The organism is Paenimyroides baculatum (assembly GCF_008629655.1).
In the GTDB taxonomy this organism is placed as follows: Bacteria; Bacteroidota; Bacteroidia; order Flavobacteriales; family Flavobacteriaceae; genus Flavobacterium; species Flavobacterium baculatum.
The window spans coordinates 105,009-122,499 of the sequence record NZ_VWSG01000001.1 but is presented as its reverse complement, the minus strand read 5'-3'; the positions used below and the strand labels follow the sequence as shown (position 1 = coordinate 122,499).

Below are 17,491 nucleotides of genomic sequence, written 5' to 3'. Positions count from 1 at the left end.
AATAAAGTCTTGATCTTTTGTAACTTTTACATCAAGGTAAAAGTTAAAGAAAAATTACAAAGCTCTATGTTCTCTCATCTTTCAATGAGCATTAAAAAAACTCAAAGCTTATAAACAACCCTTTTCAAAGCCCCTAAACCTTACCCCAATTATTTTAACCTCCAATTTGGAAAATACAAATAAAGGCAATACTTTTAAAGTGCGAGTTTATAAGTTAAAATGCCCTAATTATATAGTGCCAAAGTAATAAGGTACGTTATATGCGGTGCTGACATTTGTGTATAGCAGATTATCACACTGCTACCGCACCGTATGCCTGTTGCTATTATATAACTTTTGGTGCAGGGGCAGCAAAAAAGGAAAAGCTTCGGCACTGTATTAAGGCGGATGCGTTATGGCGGTATGTACAAATTTCGTTCTCATAAATAAGATTTTAGGTGGTTATGGAACGATGTTTCCTGAGTGTAAAGAATTCTTTGCAGAAAAAGCAAGGAGCGGTTTCACACTTTAGAGTCATGGGCGACCAAACCCTCTTTAATAACTGGAAGTCTTAAAGTTTCCCACTAAAGCATATGTGAAAACCGCCCATGCCGTATACGAAAGTACAAAACTTTTTAGACATGGAGCGATTTCACGATACACTCGAGGGAAATTTGGTCGTTCTGACTCGAGATAACATCGTTTTAATTTGTCTTTGCAGACTCATTATCAATTCGCTAAAACAAATATAAGCATTTTTTTAATAAATGCAAATTAGTTTTAAAATAAAAACTAAAAAACATTAAATGAGCACTAAATCTGACATCACAGATCCGTCCTTTTATAGAGAAAATATTGGATCTAAACTAAAATATTATCGTTTAAAAAAACTCTTTTCAATTGATGACATAGCTTATATGACAGGTGTTTCAAGAAGCTCTGTAATAAAAGTTGAAGCAGGAACTGCTAAAGATATTGATTCTTATATTAACTATGGAAAAGCGGTTGAATATCCTTTAGAAACCTTAAACGATTTTAATATTCCGCTTAAACCTATAAACAATTTACCAGAGGATCGATTAAAATCATTAAATCTTACTGCAAAGATTAGAAAACATATAGTTAATACTAACTTTTTATCTAAAGGTAAAGTAGTTTCAGAGATAAAGGAAGAATTATTAAGATTAAATTTAATTCCAGAAGAATTAAGATCTGTAGATATTGGTGGAGTTATGCGAAATCTTAAAGATGACGGAATAGTAACAACTGGAGAGAAGCTTGCAAGGAAATTAGTCTATTTTAAATCAAAAAAATAAATAAGATATAAAACTCAAATTTTAAAATGGATTTGATGATATATTTAAAATATTAATCATTCAAGAACTTTAATATATTTGGATACAACCTTAAAGACAGAAAGTAAATGGCAACAGATGGTGTTAAAATAATTGATGGTGATACGGCTCACGACACCTATTGGGGTATAATGGACTTATATGACAGCGGAGCGGACTTCGACACAGTGAACAAACAATATCCTCTAATTCAAATTGACTATTTTGACGATTTCGACAATGAAATTTATGTTACTTCTTGCGCTCTGGCTCTTTGGGAAATGGGACTAATGACAGATGAAAAGTTAACTTATGTAAAATCAGTTATTGAAAAAGGAGCTTGCGTAAAAGTATGGATGGAGGAACATGACCAGAAAGCAGGAAAAGCAAGACAAAAGGAACTTGACAAGTTTTGGAAGAAAATAAGCCAGACAAATACAAAAATAAGAGCAAGAAAAAAATTTAGAAAAATAACTACCTTCTATTTCCAGCCTGACGACTTGTTATCTTTTCAACTGAAAGACGGCAATTACAGAGCCGTTATCTGTGCATCAATAGACCAATATAGAGGACAATGCAATTATATTTTAGTTCCGACAACTTACAATTCAAATAAAAAACCGACAGTTGAAGACTTGAAAGACAAGGAAATATTAGGAAGACAAATTGGAAGTGGTTATGACCAAAAAATAACCAAGGAACGTCAACCAGGAATTGAAAAGATTTGGGCTTTGAGTGGCGGAAATTGTAATTTCTTTTTTGGTGTCATCAAATTAGCCGTTGACCACAAAGACTTTATCAATTTCAAAGATAAATTTGAAAAAGTTGGAACTTTGAAAATAATCGAAGGATTTAAAGAAACTGGTTCGCTTGGCTACGAAGGGAGTTTTGAAAGGTTCGAGAAAATTTTTGGCGACTTAGAAAATCATATTAAAATATTTCAGCAAAAAAAGTATCCCATAGCAACACTATGTGATTTATGATGAAGAAGGTCTACCAGCAACACGATTTTTACTTAAGTAAGCGCGAAAATGTGAGCAGAAACATTCAGCAATATGAACTTTTGTGTTAGCAGACAGTTTACGGTTTCGCAAGCACAACAACGTAAAGCTATAAACCACTATTTGTAATTTTAAGACTAGTGAAGATGAATACATTCAAAGAGTTTAAGTTCGAAAGAAGAAAAGGTATTGTTTGGGTTTGCGATGTAATAAAATCATCAAGCTATTTAAATTCAAATGATACTGTTGAAGATATTGAAGAATATCTACCACGTCTTTATTGGACAGCCAATAACCTAGTAAACTCATTTGGAGGAAAATTTATTAAATGGACAGGAGATGTTTTTTTAGCTTGGTTTGACATAGATTTAGACAGAAATAAAAAGAGAATTGCCGAAAAAGTATTTAAAGCAGCTTGGCATTTAACCTTCTTAAATAATGTTACTCAATTAGGTGTAAAACCTCAAACTAAGTTTGGAGTAAGGCACGGAATAACTTACGAAAAAGACGGATTGTTATTTGAAATCCAAGAACAAGGAGGTCATCATTCTCTCGATCTTATTGGAAGAGCTGTTGTATTAGCATTTAGGCTTTCCGGAATACAAGCAAAATTCCCAAGTATCGTAACTGAAAAAGAAATCGTTTCGGAAAATTCTACTTATTCTAAGTTTGATAAGTGGAATCCGAATGAAAGCGACATTTTAAAATTCTTCAAGGGTGAAACATTTGGTATAGAGGGAATAATGATTTCAACTGAAAAAGCGCCAGAAAATTATTCCGAAAAAATAGAAGATTCAAAAAAGAAATTAAATAAGTTAATTCACGAAGTAGATAATAATATTTCAATTGATGAAGAAATAGAAGAATGTCTTTTTAAATTTTTAGAGCTAATGAAAAGCGGACCTCACTGGTGTAATGATGTTGTAAAGTTAGAATTAGAGTTTAATAGAAAGATGTTAGAGGCATTAAAGGAAACAAAAAGAATTTTAAAAGATTAAAAAGTCCCATAACACAGATTGGCGAATTAAGCGAGAATTCAAAATCTCCTTTATATTATCCAAACACAACCCTCTTTTTCTAAACAATATAAATAACTTATTAAGCAATAATACTATCAAGATTTGGAACAAAAAACTCAACAAATAAAGAAACTTATAAGCTATCTAATAAAGAAATATGGTTCAGCAAATATTATAGTTACAGATTATTGGGATGCAGATAATACGGCAATTGGAATTGCTGACAAAACAAAAGAATATACCGTTTATATTTCTGACAATGGAAGAACTGAAAACAGGTTTTATGTTTCGCTAGAAAATCCTCCAACAACGAATAACTTTCCATACACACCCGCTGGAGATTTTGATAATTTATCTGCAGAAGAAGTTGAAAAAATTGTCATAGAACATTTAAAAATTATAAAATAAAAGCTCCCTTGTCGTCGCTAAACTGAAACATTCGGCATACACTTACAACAACATTGCATTAATAATTTCTATATAAATGATCCAACTAAAAGCACTTATAAAGTATTTATCGTCTTTCTTTAAAAGTACCTGGAATTTCGAAGATTATCCTTTAGAAACGTGGATTAATTCAGAGGCTTCTCAAAATGATATTAAATTCGGAGCAAAATTTACAAATTGGCACACTCTAATTGCGCATGGAAATTCAAATTATGAAGCTATAGAAAATCTTAGAACAACTTTTAAAGAATATTCCAAAGAAAACAAACTCCCAAGACCTGGTAGTAAAGTATCATTTCAATTTGCTGAAAGTTCAAAAATAGAACTGTATGAAGAAATTGCTATTGATTTTTTTGATAAAATTATTGGGATAAGTTATTATGAATGTTTCGTTTCAGATTATAGCACTTTATTCGATTTTGGTTTAGACGACAATGACACAATTAAAAAAAATTGAAACTATGTATGGGATCAAACCAGATTCTGATTTAGTTCTTGCTGATATCTTGGAACTTATTAATAAAGCTAGAAACTAACGACGGTAAATGTTCCGCTATTGCGGGCAATTGAACAACTCTAACCTTCGTAGTATAAATATAAATTTTGTGAAAGGCAAACCTTGTAAAACTATACTTTTTTAAGGAGGTTTCCTTTTTTGCTATACTAAATATTTCGCATCTTAACAAAACAAGCCATAACCGTATGCACTAAGTGTGGTGACTCACTACCTTTATCATCGGTATAAACCACGGCTAATGCTACAAAAGGTAATTGTGTCTGGCTTTCTTCCGCAGGGGTAATATCCACAATAACATCTTCATTTTTGGTTTGCTTATCAAGCTTTATGTACTGTATATTGGGTTTCGATAGTAAAATATCCTCTCCATCTACACCATACCATCCGGTCGCTACCTCCAGATACATGTCTTTGTATTTTACTGCCAGCTCGTATGGGATTATGCCTAAATTGAGTTTGTTAGTTTTGGCATCATACAACAAAGTGCTTGGGTCGATTTTTGAATTCTTATTAAGTGATTTGTTGCTGAGGCTGCTGTAGCTGTCCAATTCGTGTATAAGCTCGTTAAAAGTTTTTTCCGTTTCGTTTTTGGCAATTTGCAGAAAAAGAGCCATCAGCTGGTTGTGGAAAGTACCGTCTTTCTGCCGCCACAAATAGGGTTGTAATTGTTGTTTTAGGCTTTTAACATATCGGGATACTTGCGCAAACCGCTCCTGACCCACTTTGATATTCGGGTGGTTCTGTGTGGCTGCCTTGGTAAACCCGCCCGAATAACGCTTTACGTATGTTTTACCGTTACGCTGACAGAAAATAAAATCTCCCAAACGTCCCCGTATGTTAAAAATATTGTCTGCCTTAGCCATACTCTTGTGTTTTAAACATATTTTGTAGTAGTTACCTAAAATACGAAAAAATTTACTACCTTTCAGTTCCTCCCTAATTCCCTGCTTCCCTATTCACCATTCAATACCGCCTTAGTGCCGCATCAGTGCCGTGGTTACTTCGTAATAAAGGCATACTTAATTCACATCATCGCCCTTTTAAGTGCTACTTGCACAAAACTCCTTAACTGAAAAGTTACCAACAACTGGTTTTGTATAGCGTGAAGAATGTCGTTAAAATATTCGGTTCCTTTTGATTTTTGATTTTCTAAATACAAATAATTACCTACCGTTTTGGTTTTTGTAAAACCGCTACAGTATCAAAGGCTTCCATAATACGGTCGAAATAAAGATCGTTTTCGTCATTAACAATTTCGTAGTGATTTTCACGTTTGTTAAAAGCTATTTTAACACCTCACAATTTGAGCATGTCATTACAATCTCTTTGAAAAGTACGCTGACTTATTATCAAATCGTAATCAATTTCATTTTTTTTCTTTAGTAAGAAATCATTTATTTGACGAAAAGTTGCAGGTTTTTCCGTAGGAATTCTACAATTAAAAATTGTCTTTTTATTGAATGTTGTTTTGCCATATTGCCTTAATTTATTCAAAAATAAACAGAGCGGTGGACAAAACGTGTCGTAAAATAAAAAAGCATAATTTCTTACGCTTTTCCTTCCCATTCGTTATAAAACTGTTCTAAAAAACCTTCCATATATTGGTGGCGGTTTTCTGCGATTTTTTTACCGGTTTCGGTGTTCATTAAATCTTTAAGCAGCAATAATTTTTCATAAAAATGATTAATGGTTGTGCCTTTATGATTTTTGTACTCTTCTTTCGTCATTTTTAATTTTGGCTGAATTTCCGGATCATATAACCCATTGTTTTTGTATCCGCCGTAATTAAAAGTTCGGGCGATACCAATGGCTCCAATCGCATCTAAACGATCGGCATCTTGAACAATTTCTAATTCTTTAGAATGAAACGTTTTGTTGAAATTGCCGCCTTTAAACGAAATATTTTCAATAATTTTTACAACATGTTCTTTAACATGATCGTTTATATCAATAGATGTCATAAAATCCATCGCTTTTTTAGGACCAATTGTTTCATCGCCGTTATGGAATTTACTATCGGCAATATCATGCAGTAAAGCTCCTAAAATAACGACCTGTTCATTTGCTTGTTCGTTTTTTAAAAGATTCAGCGCATTTTTGTACACTCTCTGAATGTGAAACCAGTCGTGACCAGCTTCGGTTCCTTCTAATTCTTTCTTAACAAAAGTTATGGTTTGATCTATGTAATTCATTTATGGATTTAATTGTATTATGGATTTTGCTTAAGAGTTCTCGACTTCGCTCGAACTGACGAATTGTGCTTTAACAAGTGACACACAATTTACTAAAGATTAAAAAAGCCGATATTTCTATCGGCTTTATATTATTTTATAATTGCTGGTGTTACCCATTTAAAAATGTGCGACTCATCTGAAATCTTCATACGGTCGGCTAATTTTGCCATACGGTCTGGTAATTTCATCAGGTAATCTCTCGCTTTTTCAGCTTCATCCGTCAGGTTGTTAATCTTGTCGATTTCCCAGCGTTTAATCAGCTTATTTAAAATATCAACATAATCCATAGCAGTATAAACGCCGATACGCTGTGCCGATTCTGAAAAATTGTGAAACGCATCGCCAATTGCTCCACCTGATTCACGAATTAGATTCGCCGGCATGGTAATCTTTTTCTTCATCATATAATGAAAAGCTTTCATCATTTCCGAAGGATCTACCTGAAAAATACGCTCAACAAACTCTGAATATGCATGGTGGTGACGCATTTCATCGCCTGCAATTAACTTACATATTTTTGATAATTTATGATCGCCGTGTTTTTTAGCCAATTGTGCCACGCGGTTGTGCGATACATAAGTTGCTAATTCCTGAAAACTTGTAAAAACAAAGTTTTTGTACGGATCGCGGTCTGTTCCCGGATCAAAACCATCGTTAATTAAATATTGTGTGGTAATTTCAACCTCGCGCATATTTACACGTCCAGATAAGTACAAGTATTTGTTTAATAAATCGCCGTGACGGTTTTCTTCACCTGTCCAGTGACGTAACCATTTTGCCCATCCGTTTCCACCGCCATCTTCGCCACCTTTTTGATCAACACCTTCTACATCCATTAACCAAGACTCATAAGTTGGTAATGCTTCTTCGGTAATGGTATCGCCTACTAAAACCACCCAGAAATCGTAAGGTAATTCTTTGGCATAAGCTTGTAGTTCACGAACTTCTTCAAAAAAGTTTTCGTTTCGCGAATCGGGTAACATATCTGAAGGCTGCCAGATCTTTTCTACAGGAATCAAGTAATTCTCTACAAAAGTATCTATGTTCTTCTCCAAGAACTGCATCACTTCTAATCGAACATTTTGAATTGACATTTTTTATCTTTTTTTACAACTTGCGTTGTGTTATTTTATAGAAGAAGTAATGGCTTCTTCTGTTTTTTCGAACAAAGTTTTAAAATCGTAATCAGAAACTTTCATGGCATCATGAACTTCTAATGTTACCGCACTTCCCAAACCCATTGGAAACATTCCGAAACGAAACATTTTCCATGAATTATTTATTGTTAAAGGCACTAAATAGGCATCGGGTGCAAATTTGCAAAGCATTTTTACGCCGTTTTCTGAAAAACGTTTTGGTGATCCGTTTTTAGATCGAGTTCCTTCTGGGAAAATCACTGCAGAACGGTTGTGTTTCTGTATGTATTCGCCCAAACCTTTAATAGCTGGCAGTGCTTGTTTTGGATCGTTACGGTCTATTAAAACCGATCCGCCGTGTTTTAAATTGTACGATACGCTTGGTATGCCTTTGCCTAATTCTTTTTTACTGACAAATTTTGGATGTGTTTTTCGTAAAAACCAAATCATTGAAATAATATCAAACATTGACTGGTGGTTAGACACATATATAATTGGCTGGTTTACAGGCAATTTTTCACTACCGTTTACCGTAAAGGTTGTTCCTAAAACATTTGCACTGCGCATTAAAAACCATTGCAAAACAACTACACTGTTTGTATGTGCCTGATATCCAAACAAATTAAAACAAACCCACTGTATCGGATGAAAAATTAATAAACTTAAGCTTAATAAAAAATAATATACAATACTTAACGGATACGATAATATTTTGTGCACTTTTAATAATTTATGTTCAAATATACGACAAATAAAAAAATCTACCGAAATTCAGTAGATTTTTATGTATTTTTTACGTTAAAGAATTAACAATGTTCGTTGTAAGCTTCTTTAAGATTTTCAGCAATGATTTCAGCCGGATTTCCTTCAATGTGATGACGTTCTAACATATGCACCAATTCCCCGTTTTTAAACAATGCCATAGATGGCGATGATGGTGGAAATGGAAACATTTTCTCACGCGCTGTATCAACCGCTTCTTTGTTTACACCTGCAAAAACCGTTACAATATTTTCTGGTTTTTTTCCGTTTATTAAGCTCATAACTGCTCCTGGACGTGCATTTCTTGCTGCACAACCACAAACCGAATTTACTACAACTAATGTTGTTCCTTGTTTAGATAAAGCGCTTTCAACTTCTTCTGATGTATATAATGCTTCAAAACCTGCCGAAGTTAATTCAGCCTGCATTGGTTTTACTATTTCTTCTGGATACATGATCTCTTAAATTAAAATTGTTTACAAATTTAATCATTTTTTGAATACGTTTAAATACATCAAAACTTAAAGAAATGTTATTTAATTCAATCATCAGAAAAAGTATCCCAAACGTTTTCTAGATATCAATTAAAAACTATTTTTGTTTAAAATTATCATCATGAAGATTCCCACATATTTACAAAAAGGCGATACCGTTGCAATGGTTTGTACCGCAAGAAGTTTTACAAGAGATGAAGCTCAAGAAGCTGTTTCGCTTTTTGAATCGTGGGGATTGAACATTGCTTTTGGATCAACAATCGACATTAACGCGAATCAGTTAGGCGGAACCGACGAACAACGCACAGATGATTTACAGCGCATGATGGACGATGACACTATTAAAGCCATTTGGATTGCACGTGGTGGTTACGGAACGGTTCGAATTATTGATAAACTCGATTTTTCTAAATTCATACAAAATCCAAAATGGGTGATTGGGTTTAGCGACATTACCGTTTTACACAGCCATATTCACAATTTAGGTATTGCCACTTTGCACGCCATTATGCCGTATTCTGTTCCAAAAGCGTTGACCGAAGCTAAAGAAACATTGCGCCAGGCTTTGTTTAATGAAGATTACACGATAGAAATTCCATCGAACTCAAGTAATAAAACAGGTTCTACAGAAGGTTTAATTGTTGGCGGAAATTTATCAATTATTTATAGTTTGTTAGGATCGAAATCATCTGTCAACACCAAAAATAAAATATTGTATTTGGAAGATTTAGACGAATATCTGTATCATATCGACCGAATGTTTTATAACCTAAAACGCAACGGATATTTTGATGATTTAAACGGATTGATCATTGGTGGAATGACCGATATGCACGACAATCAGATTCCATTTGGATACGATGTTAAACAGATTATTCTGGATCTCTGCAAAGAATACGATTTTCCAATTTGTTTTAATTTTCCTGCGGGTCACATTCCTGATAATCGCACATTAAAACTAGGAACAAAAGTTTCTTTGAACATCAATAACGAATCAACCTCTTTAAAATATATTTAAAATGGCAACGCATAACGATATTGGTAAACGAGGCGAACAATTGGCTAAAGAATTTTTAGAAACCAACAATTATGTTATTCTTGAAACGAATTATCGTTACAAAAAAGCCGAAATTGATATTATTGCTACCAAAGAAAATATATTGGCAATTGTTGAAGTCAAAACCAGAACATCAACCCATTTTGGCGAGCCCGAAAGTTTTGTGAACAATAAAAAAATCAAACTTATTTTAGAAGCCACCAATGCGTACATCATGGAAAAAGATTTGGATTTAGAAGTAAGTCTTGATATTATTTCGGTTGTTATAGGCAAAGAAAACGAGATAAATCACATTCCAAACGCTTATTATTTCTTTTAGCTTCTAAATTATTTATTTGTTAATATTCCGTTTAAATTAAAAGTCCATTGAAAGATTTTTTGTAATTTTAAACAAAAAGCATGAACTCTTTTCGGACAGAAACTGATTTATTAGGCGATTTACAGATACCCGAAAATGCCTACTACGGCGTGCAAACTCAACGCGCTATTAACAACTTTAAAATATCGAACCATAAATTATATCAGTATCCCATTTTTATAAAATCGTTAGCGGTTGTGAAATTAGCAGCTGTTGAAACGAATTTTGAATTAGGATTAATCAACGAAACACTGAAAGATGCTATTTCGCAGGCTTGTTTAGATCTTTTAAAAGACCAGTATTTTGAACAATTTCCTATTGATATGATTCAGGGAGGTGCGGGAACTTCGGTAAACATGAATGCCAACGAAGTGATTGCAAATATAGCTTTGGAAAAATTAGGACATAAAAAAGGTGATTATCAACATTGTTCCCCGAACGATCATGTTAATTTATCGCAATCTACCAACGATGCATATCCTTCGGCTTTAAAACTGGCATTATTTCAATCATCGAAACAAGTTACCAATGCGTTAGAAAAATTGTTTTTTGCTTTGGACAGAAAAGCGAAAGAGTTTGAAAACGTCATTAAAATGGGACGAACCCAATTGCAAGATGCCGTTCCAATGACTTTAGGCCAAGAATTTGAAGCATTTGCTTTTACCTTGAAGAAAGAAATCCCGTATTTGCAAGATCAGGCTTTTCAGTTTTTAGAAGTGAATATGGGCGCAACCGCAATTGGCACAGGACTGAACGCTCCAAAAGGTTACGCGCAACTATGTGCAGATAAATTAGCCACACTTTTAAACGAACCGGTTAAACTGGCTGAAAATTTGGTGGAAGCAACATCAGATACCAGCAGTTTTGTAGCTTACGCAGGCGCTTTGAAAAAATTAGCTATAAAATTGTCTAAAATTTGTAACGATTTGCGATTATTGGCATCGGGTCCGCGTACTGGTTTATATGAGATCAACTTGCCCCCAAAACAACCGGGATCGTCAATTATGCCGGGTAAAGTAAATCCGGTAATTCCCGAAGTTGTAAATCAGGTTTGTTTTAAAATAATCGGAAATGAATTGACCGTGAGCTTGGCTGCCGAAGCCGGACAATTGCAATTAAACGTTATGGAACCAATTATTGCGTTGACTTTATTTGATTCTATTGAAATACTAACAAACGCTATTGACACCTTACGTGTTGAATGTGTAGAAGGAATTACCGCAAACACTGATCATTTAAGAAACGAAGTTTACAACAGCATAGGAATTGTTACCGCATTAAACCCGATAATCGGCTATAAAAACAGCACCAAAATTGCCAAACAGGCTTTGGAAGAAAACCGAAGTGTCTACGACCTAATTTTAGAACACAATATTTTAACAAAAGAACAATTGGATACTTATTTAGATCCAAAAAACATGTTGAGTTCACATTAAATAAATAAACCCCGGAATAAAAATTCCGGGGTTTATTTTTAGAAACTATAACCTGCTTTAAAGTTTATAGAAGTGTTTTTTCTCATGAAAAGAGTATTAAAGATATAATCATAATCAATCTCGACTAAAAAAGAATCGTATAATTTGATTCCCAATCCTGTATTAATTCCTCCTTTAATATGATCAAGAAAGATAGGATTTAATCTCCAAGATTCACTCGGAGAAAGAATTTCTGACTTAAGCGGCATATCCACTCCAAAACCAAGTTTTCCATAAAACTTAACATTGTTGGATGATAGGAAATATTTCTTTGCTCCTAATGAAAACAACAACGATTGGTAATCTACCTGATGTTGCCAGTTTTCTCTTACATAAACCTCTTCATAATCGGCTTTTACCGAACGATATTTTAAATTGAAATAAAAACTTGTCGGGTTCATAATATTATTATTAAGAACATATTCTATTTCTGGCATAACTGTAATATGTGAGTAACTTTTAGCAGGCAAATCCTGTAAAAAATTAATATCCATAGAACTGATAGAATATCCCGCGAAAACATTGAAAAACACCTTTGATTTTTTATCAACTTTTATGCTTTTTCCGTTAAGTTTTGTGAAATAATCAACTAAATCTGCGTCATTATATTTAACAGCATTGTAATACCCTTCGTTACCACTAACTTTTTCGTTTTTAACTTCTTGCAACTGACTTAAAAATTCTTTATTTTCATTGATATCAGTTCCATTTTCCAAATACTTTTTATATTTTAAAGTAGTAAGTTGGTTATTCACTGTTTCATAGAAAAATGTAGGAACTCCGCTTTCTGTGTATTTATAAAGTTTTATATCTCCATTAACCATTAACTGAACAAAAGCAGTTTTATTTACTAACCGAAACTCTTTTTGTTTAGACATATTGGCAATATCCATTCGCGTGGATGGATCGTACTGAAACGATTTCTTTTCAAAAACAATAGATCCATACTTAATCAAAGTAGCAGTGCTTGTTTCTACTGTTTCCTCTTTTCCTTTTTTACGAATTATGAAATTAGAAGGAAAACTATTCAGTGTGATTTCCGAAATTTCACCTTCAATTTTATTTCCAGATTGATCAATGTAATAGCCTAATTCAAATTTATTTTGGGCAAATAAATTAGTACATAAAAAGATCAGTAAAAATGTAAAAAATTTATTCATATATTGTTTATTAAGTTTATTCTTCATCATTTAAAGCATTCCAACCACGAGCTTTTAGAGGAAGTTTCGTGTTTTCGCGGGTTATTAAATGAATACCCTCTTTTTCGATAGTCATGTGACCAATGATTGATAAATTCGGATTCCCTTTAATTTTTTCGAAATCGTTCATTGATACAGTAAACAATAATTCATAGTCTTCACCGCCGTTAATAGCAATGGTTGTGCTATCTAAATTAAATTCTTCGCAAACATTTATCAACTGTGGATCTAAAGGCAATTTGTCTTCATACAAATTACAACCTACGTTTGATGCTTTACAGATGTGCATAATTTCAGAAGAAATTCCATCTGAAACGTCGATCATCGAAGTTGGTTTTACATCTAATTTCTGTAAAAGATCTTTTATATCGTTACGAGCTTCCGGCTTTAACTGTCGTTCAATAATGTAAGAATAATCTTCTAAATTGGGTTGATTCTGTGGATTTACCAAAAACACCTGTTTTTCGCGTTCTAAAACCTGCAAGCCCATATAAGCTGAACCAATATCGCCACTCACAACCAGTAAATCGTTTTCTTGCGCACCCGAACGGTACGTGATTTCTTCTTCTGTGGCTTCGCCCAATGCAGTAACACTAATCAGTAATCCGGTGGTGCTTGATGTGGTGTCGCCTCCAATTAAATCAACCTTATAAAAATCACATGCCAAACGAATACCTTCGTACAATTCTTCGATTGCTTCTAAAGGAAATCTGTTGGAAACCGCAATAGAAACCGTGACCTGTGTTGGTGTTGCGTTCATCGCACAAATGTCGGACACATTAACTACAACCGCTTTGTACCCCAAATGTTTCAACGGCATATAACTTAAGTCGAAATGAACACCTTCAACCAATAAATCGGTAGAAACAATGGCTTTTTTCGACTTAAAATCTAAAACAGCTGCATCGTCTCCTATTGCTTTTATAGTTGATTCCTGCTGAATTGAAAAGTTTTTTGTGATATGGTTGATTAAACCGAATTCGCCTAATTGTGCCAATGAGGTTTTGCTTTGATCTTTATCTTCTAACATACTTATTGTTTTATTTAATAGGCAAAGACGGCAAAAATACCGTCTTTACTAAATTTATTGGTTTACAGAATCTTTTGTTTGCGAAGTAGAATCTTGTAACATTTGTTCTTCCTTCTGCATCATTTCTGCTTGTTCTTCTTGTTGTTGTTTATAAGCATTCAAGTAACGTTGGAAATACTTTTCAAACGGTGCTATTCGTTTGTTTAAAGCCGCTACGGTAGCTGCGTCTTTATGCATTTTAGAATTATCAATAATGCGGTAAGCGGTATTAAAATTATCTATAATATCATAAACAAACTCGCGCTGTTCTGTAACCTTCATTCCTTTATAAAAATTCAGATTCTCTTCTGCTTTTATAAATAATTTGGTTGCAAGTTCTGCTGCTTTTTTGTTATCGCCAACCATATAGTACAAATCTGCATAAGGCTCAAAAAACTCGTACTTTAAATGATTATCATGCGGAATATAATAATCTATCGGAAAATTTTTCATAGTTAAATCAAGTACGCTCTTGGCTTTTTCCTTGTTTCCGTCTGTAATAAACTGTTCTGCCAAACGTGCAAAGTTTATCAGGTACATTCTTGATTCTTTTCTTGTTTGTTGGTCGTGATAAATGTTCGGACTTCCAAAATTACCCCAATACCAGCTGTTCACTGTTTTATACATTTTATCAGCATCGATCGAACCAATATAATAAGGATGATTGGCGTTAACTCTATCAACTTTCGCTTTTACGGGAACCAACTTGTACACTAAACCATTCAACTGTAAATAGTCTTTTAGCCACAACAATGCTTCGTCTGAAATATCGCCGGCTGTAAAATATATTGGTCGATCCCAATTATTGTTCGCAATAATATCGAACATAATAATTCGCATACGGTATAAGGCATTCGCTTTAACATCAATAGGAATTTCAGAAACAATATCATTTGCAAATTTCTGTGATACCGTTCCGTTTTTCAACACTTTTTCTTTGTTAACCGGTATACTGAATTTATTGGTTGGAATACGAGTTAAAGACATTCCGCTTTCGGTTTCCATTTTAGATTCCGGACGATCTGATGCTATGAATTCCAAAATGGTGTTTATATCGAAACGTTCGTCAACTGTTGGAGCCATTGCAGCATAATACAGATTTTCGCCAGAATATTGCTTATGATTAAAACGTATTTTTAATGGATCTGATTCATACGATTTCACTTTCATTTGGTCGATATACCATTCTGCCTGCAATAATGTGGTACAAACCACACGGACATCGGTACGGTAACCTTCAACTTCTTGCAAATACCAAAGCGGGAAGGTATCATTATCGCCAATTGTGAAAATAATCGCATTTGGTTCTAACGAATCCAAATAGGCTCTGCCTAATGCCAAAGCCGTATATTTTTCTGAACGGTCGTGATCGTCCCAGTTTTCTTTTGCTAATAACACCGGCGATGCTAAAAACGTAACACCCAACACCAATGGCAAGGCTATTTTCGCATTTACTTTGCTCGATAAAAATTCGTAGATCGCATACACACCATAACCAACCCACATGGCAAAAACCATGAACGAACCAACTACTGCATAATCACGCTCGCGAGGTTCAAACGGACGTTCGTTTAAGAAGATTTTTAATGCGAAACTTGTAAATAAGAACAACGCCAACAGCACATAGAATGTTTTTGGATCTTTGCGGTAATGAAAGATAAATCCAACCAAGCCCAAAATAAACGGAAGCATAAAATATACATTTCGCCCTTTATTGTTCAGCATATCACTGGTTAGATTTTCTTGCGATCCCAAACGAATTTCGTCTAAAAATTTGATACCCGAAATCCAGTTTCCGTTCATACGATCGTTTTCACCTTGAATATCGCTTTGTCTTCCAGCGAAATTCCATAGTAAATAACGCGTATACATGTAACCAAACTGGTAGTTGAACATAAACCCGATATTGTCTGAAAAACTTGGTTTTTCTACTTCGATATACTCGCCCATTTGTCGTAAAACACCATCATATTCGCGCATAGACATTCTACCCGACTGCACCTGCGCTTTTAATTGCGTAGCCATTTCAATAGCTTCAGGCTCTGATGCGTAATCAGGTTTTAGTTTAAAATCGACAGGTTTTGTAAAACTCATGTAATTTGCAGCCATATCAGGCTCCCACAAACGCGGTAAAAATCCTTTAAAGCGATTTGCATAATTAGGTTCAGAATTTTTTCCGTCGTTAATAATGCTGTATTTTCCAGTAGCATAATCTCTTTCGTAATCAACTTTACCATCTTTATAAGGCTGTGACGGATCTAAAGCACTACCATACTTAACCGTAAAAAATGTATCATAAAATAACGAGCGCGAACCATACTGTTTACGGTTGTAATAATCTAATAATTCGGCAGCATCAGACGGTTTGTTTTCATTGATCGGAATCTGCGTATTTGAACGAATTGGCAACATTAACCAACAAGAAAATCCAATAAAAATGAATAATACCGAAAGAATCAGGGTATTAGCAAACTGTTTTTTCTTTTCGCGCGTAAATTTTAATCCAAATACAAAGAACGAAACCAACAATGCAAAAGCGATGATGGTTCCTGAATTAAACGGCAAACCAATTGAATTGACAAAGAAAATTTCAGACTTTCCGAAGAAAATCATGGTATATGGAAGTAAAAATCCGAAAACAACCAATAAAACCGCTACTACTGCAACATTTGCAATAATGAAGTTTTTAACGGTAACTTTTGGATATTTTTTAAAGAAATACAAATAACCAATTGACGGAATTGCCAGTAATGCCATGAAATGTACTCCGAAAGACATTCCGACAACTAATGAAATCAGCAATAACCATTTGTTTCCTCGTGGTTCGTCGATAGCATCAATCCATCGTAAACCAAGCCACAACAGTAATGCCAACATAAAAGTTGCCATTGCATAAACCTCGGTTTCTACTGCACTGAACCAAAAAGTATCAGAAAAAGTAAAGGTTAACGCACCAATTAAACAGCTTCCTAAAACAGCAATTACAGTATGGTTTGATAATTTTTCGGTTCCTATTTTAACAACTTTCATTAAAATATTGGTTGCCGACCAAAACATGAACAACACGGCGAATGCGCTTGAAAGTGCCGAAACCCAGTTTACCATTGCCGCAATTTTATCGGGCGATGTAGCAAACATGGCAGCAAATGCACCTAACATTTGGAAAAGCGGTGCGCCTGGTGGGTGACCAACTTCTAACTTTGCCGATGTAGCAATGTATTCACCTGCGTCCCAAAAACTAACGGTAGGTTCTAAAGTTAAAGTATAAACTGTAAGAGAAATTAAAAATGCAAGCCACCCGGTGATGGTATTCCATTTTTTAAAATTGATTGTCAACATAATAGCTATTTTTGATCTTTTTACGAAAGAACTACAAAGAAAGCGTTTTTTTTTTACTGATAAAATCTTTT

16 protein-coding genes are annotated in these 17,491 nt (G+C 34.1%); 8 read left to right on the top strand and 8 right to left on the bottom strand.

Annotated features, from left to right (window positions below; genetic code table 11):
- The first annotated feature begins 785 nt into the window (after window positions 1-785).
- The 5 genes from F0460_RS00620 (at window position 786) to F0460_RS00600 (ending at window position 4,237) form a co-directional block, all read left to right on the top strand.
- A complete protein-coding gene (locus F0460_RS00620) occupies window positions 786-1,295 on the top strand; it encodes a helix-turn-helix domain-containing protein (protein WP_150009381.1) in 510 nt (169 codons plus the stop codon).
- A 107-nt stretch (window positions 1,296-1,402) separates the two neighbouring features.
- On the top strand, window positions 1,403-2,296 hold the full coding sequence (locus F0460_RS00615) for a hypothetical protein (protein WP_150009380.1): 894 nt from the start codon (window positions 1,403-1,405) through the stop codon (window positions 2,294-2,296).
- 164 nt (window positions 2,297-2,460) lie between these two features.
- Window positions 2,461-3,312, top strand: coding sequence for a hypothetical protein (locus F0460_RS00610; RefSeq protein WP_150009379.1), 852 nt, complete (start codon window positions 2,461-2,463; stop codon window positions 3,310-3,312).
- Window positions 3,313-3,435: 123 nt separating this feature from the next.
- Window positions 3,436-3,741, top strand: coding sequence for a hypothetical protein (locus tag F0460_RS00605; protein WP_150009378.1), 306 nt, complete (start codon window positions 3,436-3,438; stop codon window positions 3,739-3,741).
- Window positions 3,742-3,817: 76 nt separating this feature from the next.
- Window positions 3,818-4,237 carry a hypothetical protein gene (locus F0460_RS00600; protein WP_150009377.1) on the top strand — a complete coding sequence of 140 codons (420 nt, stop codon included), beginning with the start codon at window positions 3,818-3,820 and terminating at the stop codon, window positions 4,235-4,237.
- A gap of 206 nt (window positions 4,238-4,443) precedes the next feature.
- On the opposite strand, the gene F0460_RS00595 is transcribed toward F0460_RS00600, so the two are convergent.
- From F0460_RS00595 to F0460_RS00575, 5 genes are all read right to left on the bottom strand, one after another.
- Window positions 4,444-5,160 carry a hypothetical protein gene (locus F0460_RS00595; RefSeq protein WP_150009376.1) on the bottom strand — a complete coding sequence of 239 codons (717 nt, stop codon included), beginning with the start codon at window positions 5,158-5,160 and terminating at the stop codon, window positions 4,444-4,446.
- A 684-nt stretch (window positions 5,161-5,844) separates the two neighbouring features.
- Window positions 5,845-6,489, bottom strand: coding sequence for an HD domain-containing protein (locus tag F0460_RS00590; RefSeq protein ID WP_150009375.1), 645 nt, complete (start codon window positions 6,487-6,489; stop codon window positions 5,845-5,847).
- Between the two features lie 131 nt (window positions 6,490-6,620).
- The gene (locus tag F0460_RS00585) at window positions 6,621-7,625 is read right to left on the bottom strand and encodes an acyl-ACP desaturase (RefSeq protein WP_150009374.1); all 1,005 of its coding nucleotides are present in this window, start codon (window positions 7,623-7,625) and stop codon (window positions 6,621-6,623) included.
- Window positions 7,626-7,655: 30 nt separating this feature from the next.
- Window positions 7,656-8,387 carry a lysophospholipid acyltransferase family protein gene (locus F0460_RS00580; RefSeq protein ID WP_150009373.1) on the bottom strand — a complete coding sequence of 244 codons (732 nt, stop codon included), beginning with the start codon at window positions 8,385-8,387 and terminating at the stop codon, window positions 7,656-7,658.
- Window positions 8,388-8,473: 86 nt separating this feature from the next.
- Window positions 8,474-8,884 (bottom strand): BrxA/BrxB family bacilliredoxin, encoded by a 411-nt coding sequence (locus tag F0460_RS00575; protein ID WP_150009372.1) that lies wholly within the window; start codon window positions 8,882-8,884, stop codon window positions 8,474-8,476.
- Between the two features lie 160 nt (window positions 8,885-9,044).
- Here F0460_RS00575 and F0460_RS00570 point away from each other — a divergent pair, with 160 nt between their 5' ends.
- The 3 genes from F0460_RS00570 to aspA all read left to right on the top strand — a co-directional run bounded on the left by F0460_RS00570 (window position 9,045) and on the right by aspA (window position 11,774).
- Window positions 9,045-9,941, top strand: a complete 897-nt coding sequence (locus F0460_RS00570) for a S66 peptidase family protein (RefSeq protein ID WP_150009371.1) — start codon at window positions 9,045-9,047, stop codon at window positions 9,939-9,941.
- Window position 9,942: 1 nt separating this feature from the next.
- Complete coding sequence (locus tag F0460_RS00565; RefSeq protein ID WP_150009370.1) at window positions 9,943-10,299, top strand: YraN family protein; 357 nt, start codon at window positions 9,943-9,945, stop codon at window positions 10,297-10,299.
- A gap of 80 nt (window positions 10,300-10,379) precedes the next feature.
- On the top strand, window positions 10,380-11,774 hold the full coding sequence (gene aspA, locus F0460_RS00560; RefSeq protein ID WP_150009369.1) for an aspartate ammonia-lyase: 1,395 nt from the start codon (window positions 10,380-10,382) through the stop codon (window positions 11,772-11,774).
- Between the two features lie 38 nt (window positions 11,775-11,812).
- On the opposite strand, the gene F0460_RS00555 is transcribed toward aspA, so the two are convergent.
- The 3 genes from F0460_RS00555 to F0460_RS00545 are packed head-to-tail and all read right to left on the bottom strand — an operon-like array spanning window position 11,813 to window position 17,420.
- Window positions 11,813-12,973, bottom strand: coding sequence for a hypothetical protein (locus F0460_RS00555; RefSeq protein WP_150009368.1), 1,161 nt, complete (start codon window positions 12,971-12,973; stop codon window positions 11,813-11,815).
- Window positions 12,974-12,989: 16 nt separating this feature from the next.
- A complete protein-coding gene (gene thiL / locus F0460_RS00550; protein WP_150009367.1) occupies window positions 12,990-14,042 on the bottom strand; it encodes a thiamine-phosphate kinase in 1,053 nt (350 codons plus the stop codon).
- A 54-nt stretch (window positions 14,043-14,096) separates the two neighbouring features.
- The gene (locus F0460_RS00545; protein ID WP_150009366.1) at window positions 14,097-17,420 is read right to left on the bottom strand and encodes a DUF2723 domain-containing protein; all 3,324 of its coding nucleotides are present in this window, start codon (window positions 17,418-17,420) and stop codon (window positions 14,097-14,099) included.
- Between the last annotated feature and the right edge of the window lie 71 nt (window positions 17,421-17,491).

Coding starts and splice junctions, on each gene's coding strand:
- F0460_RS00620 (WP_150009381.1), top strand. CDS start 786: ATGAGCACTAAATCTGACATCACAGATCCGTCCTTTTATAGAGAAAAT.
- F0460_RS00615 (WP_150009380.1), top strand. CDS start 1,403: ATGGCAACAGATGGTGTTAAAATAATTGATGGTGATACGGCTCACGAC.
- F0460_RS00610 (WP_150009379.1), top strand. CDS start 2,461: ATGAATACATTCAAAGAGTTTAAGTTCGAAAGAAGAAAAGGTATTGTT.
- F0460_RS00600 (WP_150009377.1), top strand. CDS start 3,818: ATGATCCAACTAAAAGCACTTATAAAGTATTTATCGTCTTTCTTTAAA.
- F0460_RS00595 (WP_150009376.1), bottom strand. CDS start 5,160: ATGGCTAAGGCAGACAATATTTTTAACATACGGGGACGTTTGGGAGAT.
- F0460_RS00590 (WP_150009375.1), bottom strand. CDS start 6,489: ATGAATTACATAGATCAAACCATAACTTTTGTTAAGAAAGAATTAGAA.
- F0460_RS00585 (WP_150009374.1), bottom strand. CDS start 7,625: ATGTCAATTCAAAATGTTCGATTAGAAGTGATGCAGTTCTTGGAGAAG.
- F0460_RS00575 (WP_150009372.1), bottom strand. CDS start 8,884: ATGTATCCAGAAGAAATAGTAAAACCAATGCAGGCTGAATTAACTTCG.
- F0460_RS00570 (WP_150009371.1), top strand. CDS start 9,045: ATGAAGATTCCCACATATTTACAAAAAGGCGATACCGTTGCAATGGTT.
- F0460_RS00565 (WP_150009370.1), top strand. CDS start 9,943: ATGGCAACGCATAACGATATTGGTAAACGAGGCGAACAATTGGCTAAA.
- aspA (WP_150009369.1), top strand. CDS start 10,380: ATGAACTCTTTTCGGACAGAAACTGATTTATTAGGCGATTTACAGATA.
- F0460_RS00555 (WP_150009368.1), bottom strand. CDS start 12,973: ATGAATAAATTTTTTACATTTTTACTGATCTTTTTATGTACTAATTTA.
- thiL (WP_150009367.1), bottom strand. CDS start 14,042: ATGTTAGAAGATAAAGATCAAAGCAAAACCTCATTGGCACAATTAGGC.
- F0460_RS00545 (WP_150009366.1), bottom strand. CDS start 17,420: ATGTTGACAATCAATTTTAAAAAATGGAATACCATCACCGGGTGGCTT.